Origin of the sequence: Niabella drilacis, assembly GCF_900101395.1 — a bacterium.
Lineage (GTDB): Bacteria > Bacteroidota > Bacteroidia > Chitinophagales > Chitinophagaceae > Niabella > Niabella drilacis.
Genome location: NZ_FMZO01000009.1, coordinates 209,374 through 231,591, shown reverse-complemented (window position 1 = coordinate 231,591; position 22,218 = coordinate 209,374). Strand labels below are relative to the sequence as shown.

Sequence of the window (22,218 nt, the reverse complement as noted above, 5' to 3'; positions counted from 1 at the left end):
TCCACAGAATCGGTAAAACCATGAACAATCTTCAGGACAATGGATGAAAAGCTAAGTTTGGTGTTACGGGTAAAATCAACCGAACGGTTAAGATATTGCTTATCCAGAACGGGGCGCTCAACAAAAGAAAAGATTTTTTTTAGAGCCTTCGCTACTGCGCGCTCCTTCAGATTTTGTTACTTTTGACATATATTTTAGTTTTCAAACACAAAATAAGGCGTTTTTCCCCATAAGGTGATTATACGCCTTATTTTAATAGCATTGGTGAGGACACAAACCACGGCCCACGCCACGGTCAGTGTCCTCACTGACCGAGAAAAGAAATAATTTTGATGCCGGCTTATTATCAAATCCTCAAATTACCGGGCAGGTATGTATTCTTTTAAGAGCGCATCAAATTCCTTCCCGTCGATCATACGGGCGCCCATGCTCTCAAGATATTCTGAATATACCTGGCAGTCGATCAGTTGTACCCCTTCCGTTTTAAGCTGCTCCGTATAGCAGGTAAATGCATACCGGGAGGCATTGCTGACCAGGCTGAACATGCTTTCTCCAAAAAAGACCTGTCCCAGGCGGATCCCGTAGAGGCCGCCCACCAGTATTCCGTCCTTCCATACTTCGGCGCTGTGCGCATAACCCTGCCTGTGCAGCTGCTGATAGGCCCGCACTACGTCTTCTGTGATCCAGGTGCCGTCCTGGTTGCTGCGCTTTATGTTGCGGCAATGACGGATCACCTGTTCAAAATCCTGGTCAATGGTGAACTGAAAGGCATTTTTGTTGAGTAACGAACGCACGGTCTTGCTTTTTCTGAGCTCCCCGGGAAATAACACAAAGCGGGGGTTGGGGCACCACCAGAGTACCGGGGGCGCTTCATACCAGGGGAAGATACCGGAGGTGTAAGCCAGCAAAAGCCGCTGCGGATCCAGGTCGCCGCCAATGGCCAGCAACCCGTCTTTTTCGGCCAGGTGTACGGGCGGAAAAGACAGCTCATCAGATAACGCAAAAATAGCCATCAGGAAATCGCTAAGAGACCAGCTCTTCAATGGTTGCCGAAATACCCCGGTCAAGAATGGCGCTGCACATCGGTTCAAGATCCTCGTACATCCCCTCTTTTACGGCGTATTTGCCTTTAAAATGGATGATATAGGAACATTGCTCTGCCTGCTCATAGGTATGCCCGCAAACTTCCATCAGGGTTTCAATAACCCACTCAAATGTGTTTACTTCATCGTTCCAGACGATCAGTTGCCAGGAAGCTGCCTCCGCCGTAAGTACGTCTGTTTCCGCTTCTGTTTTTGTAAACGGGTTGGTTCCGGGAAAACTCATTCCGCAAAGATAGACCATTCCGGATAAATCCCCCGGATAGCGGGCTTTCCCGCCGGCGCCTGGTGCCGGTTGCCTGCTGAGTGGGGGGCTGTATTTCCGGGATTTATAGCAGCGATCGTTGGTGCCGGCAGCAGCTTCCAGGGGAAAAAGGAGGGTATGTACCGGGCACACAATACCGTTCATATAATTATAAAAAAAATAACAGGGGATTTGGATTTAAAACGATACTTTTATAGCTATTAATTGATTGTTTACTTGTTTCACTAACGATTTTAAGATTTTTTTAAAAACAGTTTAATGGCAGAAAATAACACTTACGACGCTATTGTTATCGGCAGCGGAGTTTCCGGCGGCTGGGCTGCAAAGGAACTTACCGAAAAAGGCCTGAAAGTGATCATGCTGGAGCGTGGCAAAAATATCGAGCATGTGAAAGATTATGTCAATGCCAGTAAGGCGCCCTGGGAATTTCCGCACAGGGGATCAAAAACGCAGGAGATGATCAAGGATCATCCGGTGCTGAACCGCGACTATCCCCTCAATGAGACGAATCTTGACTGGTGGGTTGATGAAAAAGAATCGCCCTATACCGAGGTAAAGCGTTTTGACTGGTTCCGGGGCTATCATGTAGGCGGGCGCTCGCTGCTTTGGGGACGTCAGAGTTATCGCTGGGCCGACCTTGATTTTGAGGCCAATGCCAAAGATGGAATCGCTGTTGACTGGCCCGTACGTTATAAAGAGATAGCACCCTGGTACGATTACGTGGAAAAGTTTGCAGGGATCAGCGGAAACAGGGATGGCATTGCGCATCTGCCCGATGGCCAGTTCCTGCCCCCCATGGATATGACAATTGTGGAAAAAGATATTGCAGCCCGCATTAAAGATATTTATAAGGGCGACCGGCATATGATCATCGGGCGTACCGCCAATATTACACAGCCGCTGCCGGGGCGTACCAACTGCCAGTACCGGAATAAATGCTGGCTGGGATGTCCTTTCGGGGCTTATTTCAGTACACAGTCCTCTACATTACCTGCTGCCATGAAAACGGGTAATCTTACCCTGCGGCCCTGGAGCATTGTTACAAAGATCTTATACGATAAAGATAAAAAACGTGCTACCGGTGTGGAAGTGCTGGATGCGGAAACCAATAAGACATACGTATACAATGCCAAGATCATTTTCCTGAATGCCTCTACGTTAAACAGTACCTGGATCCTGCTGAATTCAGCCACTGATATATGGCCGGGTGGCCTGGGCAGCTCCAGCGGCGAGTTAGGTCATAACCTGATGGACCATCACCTGGGTGTGGGCGCCAGCGGAAGGGTAGAAGGGTATGAAGATAAATATACATACGGGCGCCGGGCCAATGGTATTTATATCCCGCGCTTCCGGAACATGAATGGTGAAAAACGCGATTATATCCGTGGTTTCGGATACCAGGGAGGCGGAGGCCGCGGCAGGGGCAATGCATCGGCAGAGGAGCAAACCATCGGGATAGGATTGAAGGAGTCGTTGACAGAACCTGGATCCTGGAGCATGAATATCGGCGGGTTCGGAGAGATCCTTCCCTATCACGAGAATATGGTAACGCTGGATCAGAACAAGAAAGACAAGTGGGGGTTGAATGTATTGTCGATCGATGCAGAGTGGAAGGAGAACGAGCGGAAGATGCGTATCGATATGAAGAACGATGCCATTGAAATGCTTGAAAAAGCGGGTGTAAAAGATGTGAAAGGACGTGAAGGGGATGGCACTATCGGCAGGGGAATCCATGAAATGGGTACCGCTCGTATGGGCGCCGATCCGAAGACTTCAGTGGTGAACAAATGGAACCAGGTATGGGATGCCCCCAATGTTTTTGTGACCGATGGTTCTTTTATGGCTTCTGCAAATTGTGTGAATCCTTCATTGACCTATATGGCATTTACAGCCCGTGCGGTAGACCATGCAATGGAAGAATTAAAAAAACAAAATCTTTAATCCAATCGGGACCGTTACCGGTTCGGTTGCAAACAACTAACAGGTAGCGGTTCGGTTAAAATACAAACAATGAACAGGAGAGAAGCTTTATCACACGTTGGTATTTTATTAGGAGGCTCCATAATCGGTGCCGAAGTTTTTTTGTCGGGCTGTAAATCTACAGCCACCAAAGCAGCAGGGTTTTCGCCCGAGGTAATTGCGCTGCTGGATGAGATCGGCGAAACGATCATCCCTACCACACCGGATTCGCCCGGGGCAAAAGCTGCGCAGATCGGCAATTTTATGAAAGCCATTGTTACCGACTGTTACCGGGAGAATGAACAAAAAACCTTCAGCGAGGGCATCGATAAATTCAATGAGGCCTGTAAAGCCAAATATAGCAAGGCTTTTACAGAATTGTCTGCAGCAGAGAGAACCGAATTCCTGACCGCCCTGGATAAAGAGGCCAAAGAATTTACAAAAACGGATGCCTATAAGAAGGAAAAAGAGGCCTTCGACAAACAACAGGATGAGTGGGTGAAAGCCGAGGAGGCCAAAAAGAATTTTGGCGCCGTAAAGGTAAAACAAAGCTATCCGCCACATTATTTCAGCATGATGAAGCAGCTGACACTTTGGGGGTATTTTACTTCCAAACCCGGCGCTACACAAGCGCTGCGTTATGTAGAAACCCCGGGAAAATTCGACGGGGCTTATCCTTACAAAAAAGGCGATAAAGCCTGGGCGCTATAGGAACGCCGGGGTAGTACTGTGCTGCATCAGACCGGAATGGCAACAGGTCTTTCCGGGGTGATGGAGCACTTTTTTTTACAGGTCAATAACCTTTAAACTTTCAAAAATGAGTATCAGCAGAAAAGATTTTTTACGAGCGACCTCCGTTTTGGCCGCCGGGGCCCTGGTAAGTCAGCCATTGCTGGCCAGCGCCGGCAAGGTTAAAAAATATCCCATATCACTGGCAGAATGGTCGTTGCACAGGGCGCTCATGAAGCAGCAGATCACGAACCTGGATTTTCCAAGGATCGCAAAAAAGGAATTTGGCATTTCGATCGTTGAATATGTAAACCAGTTCTTTAAAGACAAAGCAGAGGATACGGCTTATCTGAATCAGTTGCTGACGGTTTGCAAGGATAACGGGGTTTCCAATCACCTGATCATGTGCGACGGGGAGGGAGAACTGGGGCATACGAATGATGCAGAGCGGAAGAAAGCCGTAGAGAACCATTACAAATGGGTGCACGCGGCCAGGTTCCTGGGGTGCAAAACCATTCGCGTAAATGCCGCAGGAAACGGCACGGCAGAAGAAGTAGCAAAAGCAGCCGTGGACGGACTGGGCCGGCTTGGCGAATATGCGGCAAAGGAAAAGATCAACGTAATCGTTGAAAACCATGGAGGGTATTCCTCCGATGGAAAATGGCTGGGAACTGTTATGAAGTCGGTAGGTAAAAAGAGCGTGGGTACACTTCCCGACTTTGGGAATTTTTGCCTGAAGCGGGGGGAGAACTGGAAATGTATAGAAGAGTATGATCGTTACCAGGGGGTAAAGGAATTAATGCCTTTTGCTAAAGGCGTAAGTGCCAAGGCATATAACTTTAACGCCCAGGGCGATTGTGTTGAAACGGATTATAAGCGGATCTTTGATATCATTAACGCTTCCGGATTTAAAGGGATCGTGGGCATCGAGTACGAAGGTGAGGAACTGAGCGAATATGACGGGATAAAAGCAACCCTGGCCTTGCTGAAAAAAGTAATGGGCATATAGTCCTGATTGATTAAAGCCCGTCTCCGGACGGCGCCCTGCCAGTTGTGTACGGGGCAGGATAAATTTGATTTGTTTACTTTTGGCTGGCTGAGGCCGGCCCCTGCCGGGGATCATCGACAAAAAGGTGATCCCCGGTTTTTTTTATCGGCCGGGTAGGCCTTTTACTGTTGCTCTTTTTGGGCGGTTATTGCTGGTCGCCCGGATTCCCCGCCCCAAGGTTTCAGCCGTTAACTTAAGCGAAAAGTGAAGCTGACAGCAACATTATACGCATTGCCCCGAACCTGCAATATACCATGCCTGCCCCGGCATACAGTAACGGCAATGCGAAGTTTCGGGGCTCAATTCCCCAAGCAGGATACCTGTACTCTTTGTTTTACTATTTGTAATAATTTTTACTGGAACGTCCCTTGCGGATGGCGGGTTTTTGGATAAGCAGAAATACCTGGTCGCTTTTTCTTCCCATGTTTCGGCGGTGGAAATTAAATAATGGGCGTTTTTTTAACTAATTGTTTTTTATCGTTTTGTGTATTTGTGAAGTAATAATGACAACGCTGCTTCCTCCTCTTTTCGCTAACAATTGCTTAATCTTAATATCATAATCGCTTAATAAGGGACAGTATAAAAGGCTCTAATTTTGGTTTTTCAAATGCAGTAGTCATGTCCGGAACCGGAAATAAATTTACAAATAGTAAAAAATCAGCGATCTTTACCGTTATTTCGGTATTTCTGTGCTATACCGCTATGTATGCGATACGAAAATCCTTCCTGGCGGGGCAATATAAAGATCTGGACCTGGGATATGGCTGGGATGCCAAAACCATACTGGTGATCAGCCAGGTACTGGGTTATATGATTTCGAAGTTTATAGGGATCAAAGTGATTTCGGAAATGCGGCAGGATAAGCGGACGCTATGGCTCATCGGTTTTACTACCTTTGGACTGGCCATGCTGGGCTTGTTTGCCGTATTGCCCCCGCGGTTGAAAGTGCCGGCTCTTTTTTTGAATGGGATACCATTGGGGATGGTATTCGGGATTGTGTTCTCTTATATAGAAGGGCGTAAAAACACGGAGCTGCTGGCAGCGGCCCTGAGTGCCACTTTTATCTTTTCAACAGGGCTGGTAAAATCGGTTGGGTTGGTTTTAATGAAGGATCTTAATGTGGGTGAATATGATATGCCTTTTCTGACCGGTTTGTTGTTCTTTCCCGTTTTTATCCTCTCTGCACTGATACTGCGCAAAACGAAAGGGCCGGATGAAAATGATATAAGAGAGCGTGCACAGCGGGTACCGATGTACGGGAGTGACCGGAGGCGTTTTTTATTGCAGAATGGTTTAGGATATTTCGGACTGGTGATGATCTATATACTCCTTACGGTCATGCGGGATTTCAGGGATAACTTTATTGTTGAGTTTTGGGCGGAGCAGGGGCTATCCGGCGTACCACAGCTGGTTACCTTAACGGAGATACCGGTTGCGGTGGTGGTACTGGTTGTAGCAGCTGCAGGGATACTGGTCCGCAACAACCAAAAGGCATTTGGCTGGGGCATGGTACTCATTGCAGGAGGTGCAGTTCTTACGATCCTTTCCGGGTACCTGTTTCACAACGGGCTGTTATCGCCTGTATTGTGGATGATATTGTCCGGCATCGGGAGCTATCTGCCCTATATCCTGTTTCACTGCCTTATTTTTGAGCGGCTGGTGGCGTTATTGGATCTTAAAGGGAATGTAGGATTTTTATTTTATCTGGCCGACGCATTGGGATACCTGGGAAGCGTGGTTATATTATTCCTTAAAGAAGTGACCGGGTTTAAACAAAGCTGGACCCATTTTTTTGTTGCGTTAAATATGCAGTGCGCGGTTTCGATCCTTGTACTGGTGGTATTTGCGCGCTGGTATTTTAACCGGCAGATCACCCGGAAAAGCGGGGGTATGGTGCCTGCCTGACCGTATAAATTGAAATAGAATGCGCATGCGTAAAAAATATGATTTAATTGTTGTGGGAGGAGGAGTGCTGGGCACTTTTCATGCCTACCATGCCCTGGAGCAGGGATTGAGGGTGGCAGTTATAGAGAAGGATAAACGGCCCCAGGGTGCTACGGTACGTAATTTTGGACAGGTGGTGCCTTCCGGGATGAATACCAAATGGCAGGAGTATGGAAGGGAAAGCCTGAATATTTACAGGCAGATCCAGGACCGGTTTGATATTTCTGTGCGGCACAACGGATCGGTTTACCTGGCCTCCAATGAAGAAGAGGTACAGCTGATCGAAGAACTGAGCAGCATCAACCAAAAAAACGGCTATACATCGCAGTTACTGACCCGGCAGGAGTGCCTGGAAAAGTATCCGGGATTAAAACCGGGCTATGTTAAGGCCGGGCTGTTCTTTCCCGATGAAGTAACGGTTGAGCCCCGGGTGATGATCGGGCGGCTGTTGCAGTATCTTATTAAAGAGAAAGGGTTGGATTACTATGACAGCACCCATGTGCTTAATTGTGCGCAGGTGACCGGCGGGGTCAGTGTGCTTACTTCAAAAGGAACCGAACTTGAGGCAGGCAAGGTGATCATCTGCTGCGGATCGGAATTTAAAACCCTGTACCCGCAGTTGTTTGCCGGCAGCGACCTGGAGGTTACCAAGCTGCAAATGCTTCAAACGGTTCCCCAGCCCGGCTATGAACTGAAAGGCTCTGTATTGACCGGTTTATCCATCCGGAGATATGAAGCGTTTTATGAATGCCCCTCGTTTGCAGCAATAAAGGCAAGGGAGGTCCCGGATTCGTTCGAAAAAAAATGGGGTATACATATTTTATTTAAACAGGCGGCGGATGGCTCTGTTATTATTGGTGATTCCCATGAATATGCCCGGGCGGCCGATGCGGATGACCTGGGTTTTGACCTGCGGACCGATGTGGATGATTTTATGATCATCGAGGCTCAGAAGATCATTGCATTGCCGAGTTATGAAATTCAGAACCGTTGGTTCGGGATCTATTCCCAATGTAAAACACAGGACCTGTTTCAGCATACGATAGATGGAGCTATTCATATTGTTACCGGTATCGGAGGCAAGGGAATGACCGGAAGTGCAGGATTTTCCAAAGAGAACATTAAAAGAGTATTTGATTTAAAATAGAAGTATGAAGAAGATTAAGATGGTTGTTTTTGATATGGCGGGTACTACCGTAAATGAAAACAACCTGGTGTACAAAACGGTTTTAAAGGTGATCAATGACCAGGGCTTTGACCTGACACTGGAGGATGTATTAGCATATGGCGCCGGGAAGGAAAAGTACCAGGCGATCACTGATGTGCTTACGGCCTGTACGGATGTACCGGATGTAAAGCCTGTAGCCGACCAGGCATTTGCAAAGTTTAAGCAGGCACTTGAAAAAGCATATGACGAGGAAACGATCAGCAGCTTTAGCGGAATGGATGCATTTTTTGAAAGGTTGCGGGAGCATCATATCCTTATTGCATTAAATACCGGCTATGACAAAAGAACAGCGTTGAAACTGATCAGTAAACTGGACTGGCAGGCCGGGCGGAATTTTGACACCCTGGTTGCGGCGGATGATGTTGAAAAAGGCCGGCCGTTTCCCGACATGATCCGGTATGCAATGAAGCAGCTGGATGTCAGCGATGCCGGTACTGTGCTAAAAGCGGGAGACTCGGCCATTGATATTGAGGAAGGGAAAAATGCAGGCTGTGGCATTACGGTAGGAGTGCTAAGCGGCGCCCAAACCCGCGAGCAGCTTTCCGGTGCAAAGCCCGACTATATTATCAATAACCTTACGGAGCTGGACGCGATCCTTTTTAATTAGAGAAAAAGCCACAGAGGCGCCGAGGCACGGAGTTCTGGTTGGTGGATATCAAGTCGCGGGATTTTCGGATCGGGGCTCTTGCTATAGGGGCAAAAGAAAATCAGTATTTCTGTGCTTCAGTGGCTATAAAAAGCTCATTCTTTCCCCGAAAGAAAGAAATACATTACGATCATCTTTGCGGGTACGGTACCTTTGTTTACGGGCACATGGGGCACACGCCCGTCAAAAAGGAGGGCATCTCCTTCCCGGATCAGCACTTCTTCTTCTCCGATGATATAGCAACATTCGCCGGTTAGCATGTATTTGAACTCAAAGGCATCGGTTTCTACGGTTGCCCGTTGGGAGCCCGGCTGTACTTCCAGCAGGACCGCTTCAAATCCGACGGAATGGAGCTGCCGGCCCAACAGTGTGCGGTATTCAAAACCTTTTGCCTCATCTTCTTTCTCGATGATCGCATGCTCCTCTCTTCGGGATACGATAAAGTTTTTTCCGGTGGCCAGCGGCACCTCTTTGAAGAAATCGGCAACAGCGATGTCCAGTACCTGTATAATGTTCAGCAGTACCGGGAGTGAAGGTATGGTCCTCCCGTTTTCAATGCGGGAGATCAGGCCGTTGCTCAGGTCTGCTTTACCGGCCACATTATTGATGGTAAGCCCCTTGCTCTTCCGGATCTCTTTGATCCGTTTTCCGATGCCGATCAGATAATCTTCCATAAACCTGTTTTCTAAGGAGCGAAAGTACACAAGATTTTAGCCATCTGCCAAACCTGAAACACGGGGTGGCAAGCCTCATCCTTCGATCAGCTCGCTCAGCTCCAGCCAGCGCAGCTCTTTTTCATCGAGCAGCGCAGTAATTTCACCAATACGGCTGGACAATTTTTCCAGTTGCTCAAAATCGGCAGTGCCGCCTGAAAGTTGCGTGGTAATGGTTTCTTTCTCTGTGTTAAGGTCTGCAATCTCTTTTTCCAGTAATTCGTATTCCCGTTTTTCCTTGAAAGATATTTTTTTTGCAACAGGCTTTTGGGCCGGAGCAGCTTTGGCAGCTGCCGGGACGCTTGCTGCCGGCTGACTTTTTTCCTGCAGGCGGTACTGGGTATAGTTGCCGGGGAAGTCCCTGATAATTCCGTCTCCTTCAAATACAAAAAGATGGTCTACCAGCCGGTCCATAAAATACCGGTCGTGGGAAACGATCAACAGGCATCCGGGATATTCGCTCAGGAAGTTTTCAAGCACCGAAAGGGTTGGAAGATCAAGATCATTAGTAGGCTCATCAAGGATCAGGAAATTAGGATTGCGGAACAGTATCGATAATAAATGAAGCCTTCTTTTTTCGCCCCCGCTCAGCTTGCTTACATACGTGTATTGTTTATCCGGGTCAAAAAGGAACAACTGCAAGAACTGGGAAGCGCTGAGCGTACTGCCATCAGCGAGCGGAAAGTTCTCCGCAATATTCTTTACGAATTCGATCACCCGCATGTCTTCTTTCAGTATCAGGCCCTGTTGCGAGTAATTACCAAAGACGATGGTGTCGCCGATGTTGATCTTGCCGCTGTCGGGCATGTCCGCCCCCTGCAGGATATTGATAAAGGTAGATTTGCCGGCACCATTCTTCCCGATGATGCCTACCCGTTCTCCTTTTTTAAAAGTATAATCAAATCCCTCGAGTATTTTTTTATCACCAAAGGACTTGTAGATCTTTTTCATTTCTACGATCTTTCCGCCCAGGCGGTTCATCTTCATCTGCAGCTGTACCTGGTCATCCGTTACCTGTTGTTTGGCCGTCTTTTCAATGTTGTAAAAATTATCTTCCCTGCTTTTTGATTTGGTAGTGCGTGCTTTGGGTTGTTTGCGCATCCATTCCAGCTCTCTCCGGTAAAGATTTTTGGCTTTGCCGATGCTGGCACTCAGGTTTTCAATGCGCTGTGCCTTTTTATCAAGATAGTATTCATAGTCGCCCTTGTGCACATACAGCTCGCTGCCTTCGATTTCCCAGATCTCGTTGCAGACAGCATCCAGGAAATACCGGTCGTGTGTTACCAGCAGGAGCGTTACGTTCTCTTTGCCCAGGAAATGTTCCAGCCACTCCACCATGGCTACGTCCAGGTGGTTGGTAGGCTCATCCATGATCAGCAATACATGCTTGTGTTCAAAACCAATATCGATCAGCGTACGGGCCAGTGCCACCCGTTTTTTTTGCCCGCCGCTCAGTGTTTTTATTTTCTGATCCAGGTGATGTATATTGAGCTTCCCGAAGATCTGCTTCACCCGCGAATCGAAATCCCATGCATTCAGTTCGTCCATCCGGATGAGGGCCCTACCTATACGGTCGGCATTACCGCTTTCGCTGGCCATTTCATATTCCCGGATCGCCTGCACTGTGGGGTGGTTATGGAAAAAGATATTGTCCGAAACCGTCAGCTCTTCCTCCAGGTCCGGGTCCTGCTCAAACAGGATCACTTCCACATCTTTATGGATCCATAGTTTTCCGGAATCGGGGGTTTCTTTACCCGCCAGTATTTTTAATAAAGTCGATTTGCCCGTACCGTTCCGGGCCACGATGGCTACTTTATCACCTTCCTCAATATGAAATGAAATATCCGAAAACAGGGGTTGGATCCCGTAACTTTTTGCCAGTCCTTCTGCTGAAACGTAATGCATCCGGCAAAGGTAGGCAGATTTTGAAAATTTGAAGATGTGGAAATATGGGATTTATAACAAGTATGAAACGGGATCCAACGGACACTTTAAAAGACGATAGCTGTTAGATCTTAGACAATAAACCCACAAACAGGACCGGGGACTGCAGTTTTTGCCAGGAACAATCGGCCATTAACCATTGACACACGCTCTGATTACCGGGTATGAAACCGGATTCCAACGTCAAACTTCAAATAAAAGAGCGAAATGTGAGAAGTAAAAGAGTTCACATTTCACATTTCATTTCCTGCTAAAAACATTTCACCAGTTCCCCTCAAACTCCTTTTATCAATCCCCCGTCAATCGCAATATTGGTTCCGGTAATATAAGCTGCCTGTTCCGAAGCCAGGAATGTGACCAGGTTTCCCATTTCCTCCGGTTGCCCCAGCCGTTTCATGGGAATGGCTTCCAGTGCCTGTTTTTTGTATTCCTCCGGCGGCATGTTCCTGGCAATGGCTTCCCGTTCATACAATTCCATAATGCGGTCCGTTTCAAAGTTCCCGGTTAGGATATTGTTGACCGTTATGTGATCTTTTGCTACCTGTGTGGCCAGGGTCTTTCCCCAGGTAACCACGGCAGAGCGGATCGTATTGGATAAAGCCAGGGCTTCAATAGGTTCTTTTACAGATCTGGAAGTAAGGTTTATGATCCTCCCAAAACGGCTTGCGATCATATGCGGCAACGCTTTTTCCGTGGTGTACTGAACCGTGCGGAACAAGAGGTTAAAAGCCGTTACATAGTCTGCATCTTTTTTCTCCAGCGCTGTGCCCGGACTGGGACCGCTGGTGTTATTGACAAGGATATCTACTGAATTGCCGGAAAAATAATGATCAATGCACTTCCGGAATGCATCAATATCCGAAAAATCCGTGGCGATATATTGGTGTTGCTGGTTTTCGGGCGCCGGCAGGGAAGCAGCCAGCGGCTGCAATATTGCTTTGTGCCGTGCCAGCAGGGTCACCGTGGCACCGCTTTCGGCCAGCTGCCAGGCAATGGCTTTTCCCAGTCCGCTACTGCTGGCGCCTACCAGGGCCTTTTTATTTTTTAAAGAGATGTGCATAGATGATTATTGAAGGAGTGAACCCTGTTTTTTAAGAAGACCAAAGAACCGGTCAAGATTTGTTCCCAGGCTTTTCTCAAAAGAGGCCTTCATGTCTTCCGGCCGGGGATGCTTGTTTTTCCAGGTGTTAAAATAATCCTGGAAGGCTTTATCGATCTTGTCCTGGCCATACTGGTGTTCCAGCAGGTACATCCAGATAGCTGTTTTGATGTAGGAGATCAGGCCATAGTCCTCCGATGTTTTAAAGTCTGCGGCCGGCTGCTCTATAACGCTTTGCATGGGAATCTGCGCAAGCGCCAGGTAGATCCGCTCCTGGAAGTCCCGCACAGGCAGCTTTTTGATCTCCTCCGGTATTGACTCCCGGGCTACCGAATTGTAATGGTACTTTTCGGCCTCATACCGGAACTGGTAGTAGGTGTTCAGCCCCTCATCCTGCCAGGTATGCGCCCGCTCATTGGAGCCCAGCATGCTCATAAACCAGTTGTGCCCCACTTCATGCGCGATCACACCATCCAGGTATTCACTGGTGGCATCGGGGCAGGTGATCAATGTGATCATGGGGTACTCCATTCCCCCGCTTGAATTATTTTTAGGACCTTCAATAGCCTGCACCGTGGGGTATTGATAGGGACCGATCCACTGGCTGTAATGGCGGACAGCATCCTTTACATAGTCGATACTGTTGTTCCACAGAGTAACCGGCTGGTTGTGATAATAGGTGAAAGCATCTACCGTTTTATCCTTTAACTGTATAGTGTCGTATTGGATCACCAGTCCTTTTTCTGCAAACCAGGCAAAGTCCGGCACATCTTCTGCTGTATAGGTCAGCGTTTTTAAGCCTGCTTTAGCCGGTTTGTAAAGTTTGGGCGGGGAAAGTCTCGCAAAAGTATTCATGCGGCCAATAGATTTATAACGCTCCAGCTCATCTTTATCCTGTAAAACACCCGTGGCACCCACCACGTAGTCGGCAGGAAGCGTGATCTTTACATTATAATCGGCATATTCGCTGTAGAATTCTCCCATATCGAGGTAGGGGAACTCATGCCATCCGTTCCTGTCAAAGACGGCAGGCTTGGGGTACCACTGGCAAACCATGTATTCGCCATCGGCAAAACCGGATCTTGAAAAGTAGGAGGGGAGCTTTACCCGGAAGTTGGTCGTAATAGTGGCGGTGGCTCCGGGTTTGAGCGGGGCAGGAAGCAGTACTTTAATAATATCGATATATTCCGGGTTGGAATGGGGTTCCGTTTTTGCCGTTTTGCCGTCTACTTTAAAATTGAGCCCGTCAATAGAACCATAGGTGATGGAGCCAAGTTTTTCCGTCCTGGAAAGATCACTCCGGATCTGTTTCAGCAGGGCGGTGGAGTCGTTCTTATAGGCATTGGGCCAAAGATGAAACCAGATGAAATCGAGCGTTTCCGGTGAATTATTTTTGTATTGGATCGTTTGTTTTCCGGTAAGCGATTGGGTTTTATCATTCAGCGTTACCTCCATATCGTATTTCAGGTCTTGTTGCCAATATCCCTCCTGCGCAGAACCAACGGCAACAACAGCCGTAAAAATAAGCGTGAATATTTTCTTCATGAACACATTTTTTTAAAGGTAGCCAAAAAATGGCGGGCGGGTGGTTTTACCGCGCCGTTTTAACGTTGTTTACAGAAACTACGGGAATGCCGCCCGGAAAATTAAAAAAAAAATATTTTTGAGCATAGGGGAAAATGCCATTTGGATTGTATTCATTAAGAGCGCAACTATATTTGCAACAGGAAATGGCTTTGGACAGTGTTCAATACAGGCAGGTTTTTGATCTTCATTATGAGGCATTGTACGGCTATGCCTGCTCCATACTGAGGTCGGAAGTCTATGTGGAGGACATTTTGCAGAACGTTTTTATACGGCTTTGGGAAACCCGGGCTACGATCAATGAGGCTTCCGTAAAGGCATACCTGTACACTGCTGTGCGGAACACATGTCTCAACCACCTGAAGCATAAAGGCGTGCAGGCTGTTTATGCGCATACTGCAAGGGTTACTGGTGATGAGGCCGACAGGGGTAATACTGCGGAGCAAAAAGAGCTGCAGGAGCAGATACAGGGATTGCTGAACCGGCTGCCGGAGAAATGCGCCACGGTCTTTTATATGTGCCGTCAGCTTGGGCTGAGCTACCGGGAGGTTGCCGGAGAACTGGACCTGTCGGTAAAAACAGTGGAAAACCATATGACGAAGGCTTTGAAGTTCCTGCGGGGCGGCCTGGCGGCATACCTGGTGAGCCTGTTGCTTTTATTTATTCATCAACTTTTCAATTTATGAGATATGGAGCATAAACTGGTAGCCTATCATGAGCAGCTGTTGGATGCTTCGGAACAAAAGGAAGTGGAGCAGTGGTTACTGGAGGATCCGGCCCATGAAGCGATTTATGAAAAGACGATCCGTACCTGGGAGGCTTCCCGGATGAGCGGGTCCTATACACTTTATAATAAAGAACGGGCCTGGGAACAGGTACAGGCGCAGATTGATAATACGGCGTCCGCCCCGCCCCGTCGCCCGGCCAGGATCATGCGAATGAAATGGTGGCAGGCAGGCGCCATTGCGGCGTCTTTTGCGGGACTTGTGGTACTGTTTTTTATGATGAACAGGCCGGGGCCCCGTGAATATACGGCACAGGCGGCAGCCAGGAATATCCGGTTAAAGGATAAGAGCAGTATTGTACTTTATCCGAATGCGCGGCTGGAGATCGATAAGAACTTTAATGAAAAAGACAGGGTCGTTGTCCTGAAGGGGGATGCGCAGTTCGACATAGCCCGCGATCCCGGCCGGCCTTTTATAATTCATAACCAGGATATGGATGTACAGGTGCTGGGCACTTCGTTTACCATACAGCAGCGTGCCGATTTTAATACAGTATTTGTGCGCTCCGGAAAGGTAAAAGCAACCGTCGGAGGTCAAATGGTAACGGCCGTGGCGCATCAGAAGATCGTAAAGGATAATCATACAGGACAATTGCAGCTGCGTGATATGAAAACCGTGATCGACGAGGTGCTGGAAACGCAAACGATCCGGTGCAGAGACATGCGCATCGATCAGCTGGTACGTATACTGGAGGAGCTGTACAATATAGAGATCGTGCTGGATCCGGCCCTTGCGGGTAGAAAGATAACCAGTACCTATTTTTCCTATGAAGCCCCGGAGCAGGCCATAGAGAATATTGCACTAACGATGAATGCAACCTGGCAAAAGAAGGAGAATCATTACGTCATTACTAAATAAGCCTTTTGAAAAAGTATATCTTAACCTTGCTGCTTTTTTTTTCGGGTTCGTTTGTTATAGCCCAGCAGGCACTATTGGAAAAAGTGATTTCTGTTGATTTCAGGAATATTACCATGTATGATGCACTGATGCAGATCGAAGCCCGGGCCGGGTTTTATTTTTCCTACGATAACCAGTTTATCAAAAACCAGAAAAAGATCTCTTTTGCTGTATCGGATAAGCCGGTGCGGCAGATACTGGATATGATCTTTGATAACGAATACCAGTACCTTGTGCAGAATAATAAGGTAGTTATCCGTAAAAGGGAGCTTCCTTATATTGTGGTGGAGGGGCGTTTGTTTGATGCTACAGATCAGGCGCCCGTGGCCTATGCCAGCGTTTATATACCGGAGTTGCAGATCGGGACGATGTCGGATGAGCAGGGGCAATTTTCACTGCGGATGCCCCAATCGGCCAATATGCAGCTAACCATAAACCGGATCTCATACTACGACACCATTCTGCCCATTGACAGCAAGAATAACAAGGCGCTGAATGTGCCGCTGGTGCCCCGCATAATGGAAGAGAGTGAAGTGCGGATGGTGTACGTACAAAAACACTGGCTGGCCCGCAGGCTGATCGGCACGCGGCAGAAGCTGAGCAGCGTCAACCTGAAAAACTATTTTTACCGGCAGAAATTCCAGCTGGGACTCCTTCCGGGTATTGCTACAAAAAATGTATTGAAAGGACAGCAGGAGAACAACCTGTCCTTTAATGTATTGGGCGGATACGCAGCGCAGGTGGACGCGCTAGAAATAGGGGGCTTATTCAATATAGTGCAAAAACACGTGCGTTCCCTGCAAATAGGAGGGCTGGCCAATATTGTGGGGGGCAGCGTGAGCGGCGTACAGATCGGCGGGCTTTATAACTATGCCGGCGATACCGTAAGCGGCATACAGATCGGCGGGCTTGCCAATGCCGACAAGAGCGCCGTAAGCGGTGTGCAGATAGCCGGATGGTATAACGAAACACAGGCATTCACCGGTTTGCAGATAGCCGGTATCGCCAATAACGCGCATAGCGTAAAAAAAGGAATGCAACTGTCAGGGCTGGTAAACCGTACCTCCGTTTTTCAGAAGGGCCTGCAGCTCTCGGGATTGGTGAATGTAACAATAACCATGACGCAGGGAACCCAGGTAGCTGGTTTGGTGAACCGTGCAAAGAAGATCAATGGGTTTCAATTAGGTGTTGTAAACCTGGCGGACACGCTCAGGGGTATTGCTATTGGCCCCATTAACTATCACCGTAACGGCAAGCACGCGCTATCGGTATCCGCACAGGAGAACGGCCAGGTCAATCTCAGTTATAAGTCGGGGAACCGGGCTTTATATAATATCCTTCAAGTGGGTTGGGTGCAGGCCGGTGATCCCGGGGGCTACTACCTGTTTGGTTATGGGCTGGGTAGCGAGTGGAGGCTGAAGCGGAAGATAAAAATGGCAGCTGAACTGGTAAGCCTGTTTTATACCACGGCAAAAGAGTTCAACACGGATTACGATAACGTCTGTTTTCAGCCATTGCTGGTTTACCAGGCAAGTCCCAGGCTGCAATTGTTTACAGGTCCCCGGTTGCAGTATCAGCTTACGGGGAATAATGAGGGCCGGAACCTCTATACCGGCTTTCGCCGCAATATGATCACCCTGAACGAAAACAGCCGTAAGCCCTTAAGCCTGGGCTGGACCATAGGGATGAATCTTTTTTAATAGCAGCATAGGGGTAATAATGCTTTAGGATGTATTAGAGATATACATTACTAAAGACATGAAAATTAAACATTCTATTTTATTACCGGTATTTGTTATTGCCGGTTTGAAGCTGGTTGCACAGGAAAGCGCCGGCAAAACAGTGCACCTGGGCCTGGTAACCCCCATCAGCACGCAGGGGCGTTATGCGCGGGATATAAGTCCGGCCTTTGCATTACATATATTGCAGGGTGTGAACCATGATAACAAGGGCGCTTCCGTTGCCGGTTTGCACACCACACTTTACGGAAGCAATCGTGGGGTTATGGTCAGCGGATTGGTCAACCAGGTAAAAGGTTCCAATAAAGGCGTGGCCGTTGCCGGCCTGGTAAATACCTCCCGGAATGGAAGAGGATTACAACTGGCAGGGTTGCACAACCAGGAAGCCGGCAATGGGTTTATACAGGTAGCCGGGCTAAGCAATTATAGCCATTACAGCCTGTTGCAGCTGGCCGGCCTGGTCAACACATCGCGGCATGCCGGCTATCAGATCGCTGGTTTGGTTAACAATGCCCAAACCGTGAAGGGCATTCAGTTGTCGGGGCTCATCAACATCGCTGACAGCTCCCGCTATCCCATCGGCATTCTAAACTTTATTAAAACCGGCGAAAAGCAACTCGGGCTGCAGGTTTACGATGATGTGTCGGCGGGTATCGTATTGCGCACAGGGAGCTATAAGACCTATGGCATTATAGGGGCAGGCCTGGCCAGGGACAAGGATCAGAACAGCACGGTGCTCCAGATGGAAACCGGCCTGGGATACCGCATACCGCTGGCCCGTGGCTTACGGGTGAATACGGAGGCGGTGCTGCTTGCGCGGACCGATGTGCATAATTTTATCAGGCATATTGAATCGTTAAGAACATTGCTGGGAGTAAAAGTTACACCGGCCATAGAGCTAACCGTAGGGCCCGCCCTGTATCTTACGGACCAGTCGGATTCTGAGTTGTTCTCCGGGCATTATATCTGGAAGATCAAAAAGCGGGAATCGGTGCTGCTCGTAGCACCGGGCGCTGTTGCCGGTATCAATATCCGTCTTTAATTATTCTAATCAATCACATATAAAAATCAAAACGAAAATGAAACAGATCTTGTTCTTATCTTTTATGGTGTTATTACTGGCAGCCGCCCAGGGGTGTAAAAAAGTATATCCGGATGGCCCGGCGGTACGGGAAACGCGGAATGTAACAGGCTTTGATAAAATTGAAACAACAATCAGCGGTCATGTGGAATATACCAAAGGGGCCGCAACAAAAGTGGAAGTGCTTGCTGCGGATAACGTACAGCGGTATGTGATTACGGAAGTGATCAACGGAAAACTGGTGATCCGCACACCCAATAACGTGACCATCAAAAGAGGAAGTGTAACGGTATATGTGACGGCTCCTGACCTGAACGCAGTAACCCTTACCGGCAGCGGCAATTTTACTGCTTTCGATGAAATAACGGCTGGTTCCATGGACCTGAAGCTCACAGGCTCCGGTAATATGATCCTTGCAAAACTGTCCGTTGCTTCGCTGAAAGCACAGATCAGTGGCAATGGCGATGTGACGGTCAGCGCCGGGCAGTGTAACAGCCAGGATGTAACCCTTACCGGGAGCGGGAACTATGATGTGCACCAGGTACAGAGCAATGAAGTAAAGCTCCGCCTCACAGGTTCCGGCGATGCCAAAGTATGGGCAACAGATCAGCTGAACGTAACAATTACCGGCAGCGGGGACGTGCGCTACGTAGGGCATCCTGTTGTTTCGGCAGCAATTACCGGCTCGGGAACGGTGAAAGGATGGTAATGCCTTTGCAGAATGCGGAGTACCTTTCGGGCTTGTCCGATTTGCAGCTGTACTTCGCATTCTTCTTACAGATATTAAGCGCTTTTGAACGGTTTCTTAAAAAATGTTAATGATAAAATACGGATACCGGTTCACAGAAAAAACCAACATCCCACCCTCAAAATCGTGCAGCTCGTACGTTATTGTTTTTAAAGGGACACCGGTACTGTTATGTTTGTAAAAAATAGTTTTATGAAAAAGATACCCATCCTGTTACTGTTAGTCCTGGTGGCTGGTTTATTGAGTGCAGCACCTTCCGGTGATTTTAAGCTGGTAAAAATTTCTGACGGCATTCGTTTGTATGAGCGCTGGGTGATGCATAACGGAAATAAAGTAAGGGAACTGAAACTGTCGTTTGACGTAGTGGGTGCAGGCGCAGCAGATGTAGTGGCGTTGTTAAAAGACGCCGGAAAAGGGAGCCGCTGGAACGTTAAATCGAGCCAGTATAAGATTACCCCCACCCGGGATGAAAATGTGTGGCTAAACTACATCCGCTATTCGTTGCCCTGGCCGATGGAGGATCAGGACTGCAGCTTAAGGTATTCTTATGCTAAAGGCAATCCGTTCTCTCATTCCGGTATCATTTATTTTGAAAGTATCCGGCACCAGGTATATCCGCAGTTTAAAAATGTGACCCGCCTGGAGGGTACTGCAGGCAGGTGGGTGGTGGATGAGCTGGCACAGAACCAGAGCCGCATTACTTACCAGATCCTCACTAATAAAAGCGGTTCGGTTCCGCGCTGGGTCTCTGATCCTATCGTGTATGACAACATCCTTACCACGATGGCCCGGTTTAAATCACTGTTACAACATTCCTGAGCTATGAAAATTTTTCCCGGACCCCGGATGCCCGGGGGCGGAGTGACCGGTAAAATCGTTCCTCCCGGCAGGATAAAAAAAATACAGATGAATAAAACGTATACATTAATCACAGGAGCCAGCAGCGGATTGGGAAGCGCTTTTGCGCTTTGCTGCGCCCGGTTGAAGATGAACCTGATCCTCATCGCACTTCCCGGGAGTGCCATCAAAAGAACCGGCGAAGAGTTGCGCCGCCTTTATGGAGTGGAGGTGCATATCTTTGAATTTGATCTTACCAGCAATGAAGCATTTGAAACGCATGTCGGGATCATTAAAGCAAGCTTTGCCGTGAATTTCCTGATCAATAATGCGGGTATGGGAGGCACTGTGCCGATGCTGGACTGCTCGCCGCAGGTAATTGATAAGATCATCCGGTTGAACATCTCCTGCACAGCGTTGCTCACCCGGGAGCTGTTGCCGCAATTATTACGGCATGAGAAGAGCTATGTATTGAATATTGCCAGCATGGCAGCTTTTTCACCTATTGCTTATAAAACAGTTTATCCCGCATCAAAGGCTTTTGTGTCCTCTTTTTCATTAGGGCTGCGGGAGGAGATGCAGCATGAAGGGCTATCCGTTAGCGTAGCCTGCCCGGGACCCATTATGACCAATTCCAATACCTCGCAGCGTATCCTGCTGCAGGGGTATAAGGGCCGGCTGGGTCTTGTATCCACGATGGACCTGGCCAACCGGATCGTTCGGCAAACGCTGGCAGGCAGGGCGGTGATCGTTCCCGGGTGGTGGAACCGGATGAATCAGAAACTGATGGGGATCATTCCCTCTACGATCAAGGTTCGCCTGATCTCAGGGGTCATTAAACGGGAACTACAATTAACACATTAAAAGATGCCAAAAGTATTGATCACGGGTGCCAGCGGCTTGCTGGGATATAATACGGCCCTCGAGTTTTGCCGGCGGGGTTTTGAAGTGCGGGTGCTGATCCGCCGGTCGGCGAATACAGAGTTGCTGAACGGGCTTTTTTGCGAACGGTATTACGGAGCTGTTGAGAACGCCGCTGACGTGGCGGCGGCAGTTACGGACTGCGATTATGTAGTGCATACCGCATCCCTTACAGGACAATGGGGTATTGAATTAAAAGAGTATGAACAGGTTAATATACAGGGGACAGAAAACATCATCCGGGCTTGTCTGGGCGAAAGGGTGAAACGGCTGATCTATATCAGCACCGCCAATACCATGGCACCGGGTACCCGGGAGCATCCGGGCACAGAGCTGAATCCTTTTTCACTTTTTAAGATCAATTCACCCTATATCAATACCAAATATATTGCTCAGCAAAAAGTGCTGGAAGCCGTAGTGGAAAAAGGATTGCCCGCCGTGATTTTAAATCCTACATTTATGATCGGGGCGCATGATCTGAAACCCAGCTCCGGTCAGCTGCTGAAATATGCGCTGGACAAAATGCTGCTGTTTTATCCGCCGGGAGGAAAAAATTTTGTGCATGTAAAGGATGTAAGCAGGGCCATTGTCTTTGCCTGTGACAATGGCGAAAACGGTGACTGTTTTCTGATAGCCGGCGAGAACCTAAGTTACCGTGAATTTTTCAGGATGGTGCACCGGCTGGCCCGGCAGCGGCCTGTAATGCTGGGGATCCCTGCCATTGCGCTGAAAATAGGAGGCTTACTGGGAACTGCCATTGGCTATCTGACCGGGAAAAGACGGATGCTGAACTATGCATCGGCTTATTTGCTGTGCCTGCAAAATTATTATTCAGGGCAAAAAGCTGCCCGCACATTTGGGCTCCGTTATACACCGGTTGCTGTTGCTATTGAGGAAGCGCTTGACTGGTTTCATAAAAATGATCATACACGCATATGATACTGGGTGCAA

At 48.4% G+C, this 22,218-nt stretch carries 20 protein-coding genes; 14 read left to right on the top strand and 6 right to left on the bottom strand.

Translation table 11 applies throughout. From position 1 onward, the window contains the following. Nucleotides 1-359: 359 nt before the first annotated feature. Together aat and BLS44_RS26960 are read right to left on the bottom strand one after the other, a co-directional pair. Nucleotides 360-1,043: a leucyl/phenylalanyl-tRNA--protein transferase gene (aat, locus tag BLS44_RS16695; RefSeq protein ID WP_245729241.1), complete on the bottom strand. Its 684-nt coding sequence runs from the start codon at nt 1,041-1,043 to the stop codon at nt 360-362. Further along, nucleotides 1,024-1,509: an ATP-dependent Clp protease adaptor ClpS gene (locus tag BLS44_RS26960; protein WP_245729240.1), complete on the bottom strand. Its 486-nt coding sequence runs from the start codon at nt 1,507-1,509 to the stop codon at nt 1,024-1,026. Before BLS44_RS26960 ends, aat begins: the two co-directional genes overlap by 20 nt. Before the next feature lie 114 nt (nt 1,510-1,623). Here BLS44_RS26960 and BLS44_RS16685 point away from each other — a divergent pair, with 114 nt between their 5' ends. The 6 genes from BLS44_RS16685 to BLS44_RS16660 all read left to right on the top strand — a co-directional run bounded on the left by BLS44_RS16685 (nt 1,624) and on the right by BLS44_RS16660 (nt 8,880). Further along, a complete protein-coding gene (locus BLS44_RS16685) occupies nt 1,624-3,306 on the top strand; it encodes a GMC oxidoreductase (protein ID WP_090391357.1) in 1,683 nt (560 codons plus the stop codon). A gap of 69 nt (nt 3,307-3,375) precedes the next feature. Further along, complete coding sequence (locus BLS44_RS16680; RefSeq protein ID WP_090391356.1) at nt 3,376-4,035, top strand: gluconate 2-dehydrogenase subunit 3 family protein; 660 nt, start codon at nt 3,376-3,378, stop codon at nt 4,033-4,035. A gap of 106 nt (nt 4,036-4,141) precedes the next feature. Then, the gene (locus tag BLS44_RS16675) at nt 4,142-5,062 is read left to right on the top strand and encodes a sugar phosphate isomerase/epimerase family protein (protein WP_090391355.1); all 921 of its coding nucleotides are present in this window, start codon (nt 4,142-4,144) and stop codon (nt 5,060-5,062) included. Between the two features lie 657 nt (nt 5,063-5,719). Then, nucleotides 5,720-7,006, top strand: coding sequence for a DUF5690 family protein (locus BLS44_RS16670; RefSeq protein ID WP_090391354.1), 1,287 nt, complete (start codon nt 5,720-5,722; stop codon nt 7,004-7,006). A gap of 25 nt (nt 7,007-7,031) precedes the next feature. Further along, a complete protein-coding gene (locus BLS44_RS16665; RefSeq protein ID WP_090391372.1) occupies nt 7,032-8,192 on the top strand; it encodes a TIGR03364 family FAD-dependent oxidoreductase in 1,161 nt (386 codons plus the stop codon). Nucleotides 8,193-8,196: 4 nt separating this feature from the next. Beyond that, on the top strand, nt 8,197-8,880 hold the full coding sequence (locus BLS44_RS16660; protein WP_090391353.1) for a phosphonatase-like hydrolase: 684 nt from the start codon (nt 8,197-8,199) through the stop codon (nt 8,878-8,880). Nucleotides 8,881-9,014: 134 nt separating this feature from the next. Here BLS44_RS16660 and BLS44_RS16655 read toward each other — a convergent pair whose 3' ends face one another. From BLS44_RS16655 to BLS44_RS16640, 4 genes are all read right to left on the bottom strand, one after another. Continuing rightward, on the bottom strand, nt 9,015-9,593 hold the full coding sequence (locus BLS44_RS16655; RefSeq protein ID WP_090391352.1) for a helix-turn-helix domain-containing protein: 579 nt from the start codon (nt 9,591-9,593) through the stop codon (nt 9,015-9,017). Between the two features lie 75 nt (nt 9,594-9,668). Beyond that, entirely contained in the window at nt 9,669-11,537 is a 1,869-nt protein-coding gene (locus BLS44_RS16650) for an ABC-F family ATP-binding cassette domain-containing protein (protein WP_090391351.1), read from the bottom strand. Between the two features lie 313 nt (nt 11,538-11,850). Then, nucleotides 11,851-12,636, bottom strand: coding sequence for an SDR family oxidoreductase (locus BLS44_RS16645; RefSeq protein ID WP_090391350.1), 786 nt, complete (start codon nt 12,634-12,636; stop codon nt 11,851-11,853). 6 nt (nt 12,637-12,642) lie between these two features. After that, a complete protein-coding gene (locus tag BLS44_RS16640) occupies nt 12,643-14,220 on the bottom strand; it encodes a M1 family metallopeptidase (RefSeq protein ID WP_090391349.1) in 1,578 nt (525 codons plus the stop codon). A gap of 185 nt (nt 14,221-14,405) precedes the next feature. Between BLS44_RS16640 and BLS44_RS16635 the strand changes: the two genes are divergently transcribed. The 8 genes from BLS44_RS16635 to BLS44_RS16600 all read left to right on the top strand — a co-directional run bounded on the left by BLS44_RS16635 (nt 14,406) and on the right by BLS44_RS16600 (nt 22,206). Beyond that, nucleotides 14,406-14,945 carry an RNA polymerase sigma-70 factor gene (locus tag BLS44_RS16635; protein ID WP_090391348.1) on the top strand — a complete coding sequence of 180 codons (540 nt, stop codon included), beginning with the start codon at nt 14,406-14,408 and terminating at the stop codon, nt 14,943-14,945. A gap of 3 nt (nt 14,946-14,948) precedes the next feature. After that, nucleotides 14,949-15,902, top strand: coding sequence for a FecR domain-containing protein (locus tag BLS44_RS16630; RefSeq protein WP_090391347.1), 954 nt, complete (start codon nt 14,949-14,951; stop codon nt 15,900-15,902). Between the two features lie 5 nt (nt 15,903-15,907). Then, nucleotides 15,908-17,641 (top strand): STN and carboxypeptidase regulatory-like domain-containing protein, encoded by a 1,734-nt coding sequence (locus BLS44_RS16625; RefSeq protein ID WP_090391346.1) that lies wholly within the window; start codon nt 15,908-15,910, stop codon nt 17,639-17,641. Nucleotides 17,642-17,699: 58 nt separating this feature from the next. Beyond that, entirely contained in the window at nt 17,700-18,722 is a 1,023-nt protein-coding gene (locus tag BLS44_RS16620; RefSeq protein WP_090391345.1) for a hypothetical protein, read from the top strand. Between the two features lie 37 nt (nt 18,723-18,759). After that, nucleotides 18,760-19,470 carry a head GIN domain-containing protein gene (locus tag BLS44_RS16615; RefSeq protein ID WP_090391344.1) on the top strand — a complete coding sequence of 237 codons (711 nt, stop codon included), beginning with the start codon at nt 18,760-18,762 and terminating at the stop codon, nt 19,468-19,470. 231 nt (nt 19,471-19,701) lie between these two features. Further along, nucleotides 19,702-20,328, top strand: coding sequence for an SRPBCC family protein (locus BLS44_RS16610; protein ID WP_143019818.1), 627 nt, complete (start codon nt 19,702-19,704; stop codon nt 20,326-20,328). Between the two features lie 87 nt (nt 20,329-20,415). After that, complete coding sequence (locus BLS44_RS16605) at nt 20,416-21,210, top strand: SDR family NAD(P)-dependent oxidoreductase (RefSeq protein WP_090391371.1); 795 nt, start codon at nt 20,416-20,418, stop codon at nt 21,208-21,210. Between the two features lie 3 nt (nt 21,211-21,213). Next, the gene (locus BLS44_RS16600; RefSeq protein WP_090391342.1) at nt 21,214-22,206 is read left to right on the top strand and encodes an NAD-dependent epimerase/dehydratase family protein; all 993 of its coding nucleotides are present in this window, start codon (nt 21,214-21,216) and stop codon (nt 22,204-22,206) included. Nucleotides 22,207-22,218 lie beyond the last annotated feature (12 nt).

Excerpts from the sequence above, each read along its gene's own strand:
- BLS44_RS16680 (WP_090391356.1), top strand. The coding sequence starts at position 3,376 with ATGAACAGGAGAGAAGCTTTATCACACGTTGGTATTTTATTAGGAGGC.
- BLS44_RS16620 (WP_090391345.1), top strand. The coding sequence starts at position 17,700 with ATGAAAATTAAACATTCTATTTTATTACCGGTATTTGTTATTGCCGGT.
- BLS44_RS16600 (WP_090391342.1), top strand. The coding sequence starts at position 21,214 with ATGCCAAAAGTATTGATCACGGGTGCCAGCGGCTTGCTGGGATATAAT.
- BLS44_RS16635 (WP_090391348.1), top strand. The coding sequence starts at position 14,406 with ATGGCTTTGGACAGTGTTCAATACAGGCAGGTTTTTGATCTTCATTAT.
- BLS44_RS16655 (WP_090391352.1), bottom strand. The coding sequence starts at position 9,593 with ATGGAAGATTATCTGATCGGCATCGGAAAACGGATCAAAGAGATCCGG.
- BLS44_RS16685 (WP_090391357.1), top strand. The coding sequence starts at position 1,624 with ATGGCAGAAAATAACACTTACGACGCTATTGTTATCGGCAGCGGAGTT.
- BLS44_RS16670 (WP_090391354.1), top strand. The coding sequence starts at position 5,720 with ATGTCCGGAACCGGAAATAAATTTACAAATAGTAAAAAATCAGCGATC.
- BLS44_RS16645 (WP_090391350.1), bottom strand. The coding sequence starts at position 12,636 with ATGCACATCTCTTTAAAAAATAAAAAGGCCCTGGTAGGCGCCAGCAGT.
- BLS44_RS16610 (WP_143019818.1), top strand. The coding sequence starts at position 19,702 with ATGAAAAAGATACCCATCCTGTTACTGTTAGTCCTGGTGGCTGGTTTA.
- BLS44_RS16640 (WP_090391349.1), bottom strand. The coding sequence starts at position 14,220 with ATGAAGAAAATATTCACGCTTATTTTTACGGCTGTTGTTGCCGTTGGT.
- BLS44_RS16630 (WP_090391347.1), top strand. The coding sequence starts at position 14,949 with ATGGAGCATAAACTGGTAGCCTATCATGAGCAGCTGTTGGATGCTTCG.
- BLS44_RS16665 (WP_090391372.1), top strand. The coding sequence starts at position 7,032 with ATGCGTAAAAAATATGATTTAATTGTTGTGGGAGGAGGAGTGCTGGGC.
- BLS44_RS16605 (WP_090391371.1), top strand. The coding sequence starts at position 20,416 with ATGAATAAAACGTATACATTAATCACAGGAGCCAGCAGCGGATTGGGA.
- BLS44_RS26960 (WP_245729240.1), bottom strand. The coding sequence starts at position 1,509 with ATGAACGGTATTGTGTGCCCGGTACATACCCTCCTTTTTCCCCTGGAA.
- BLS44_RS16675 (WP_090391355.1), top strand. The coding sequence starts at position 4,142 with ATGAGTATCAGCAGAAAAGATTTTTTACGAGCGACCTCCGTTTTGGCC.
- BLS44_RS16660 (WP_090391353.1), top strand. The coding sequence starts at position 8,197 with ATGAAGAAGATTAAGATGGTTGTTTTTGATATGGCGGGTACTACCGTA.
- BLS44_RS16650 (WP_090391351.1), bottom strand. The coding sequence starts at position 11,537 with ATGCATTACGTTTCAGCAGAAGGACTGGCAAAAAGTTACGGGATCCAA.
- BLS44_RS16615 (WP_090391344.1), top strand. The coding sequence starts at position 18,760 with ATGAAACAGATCTTGTTCTTATCTTTTATGGTGTTATTACTGGCAGCC.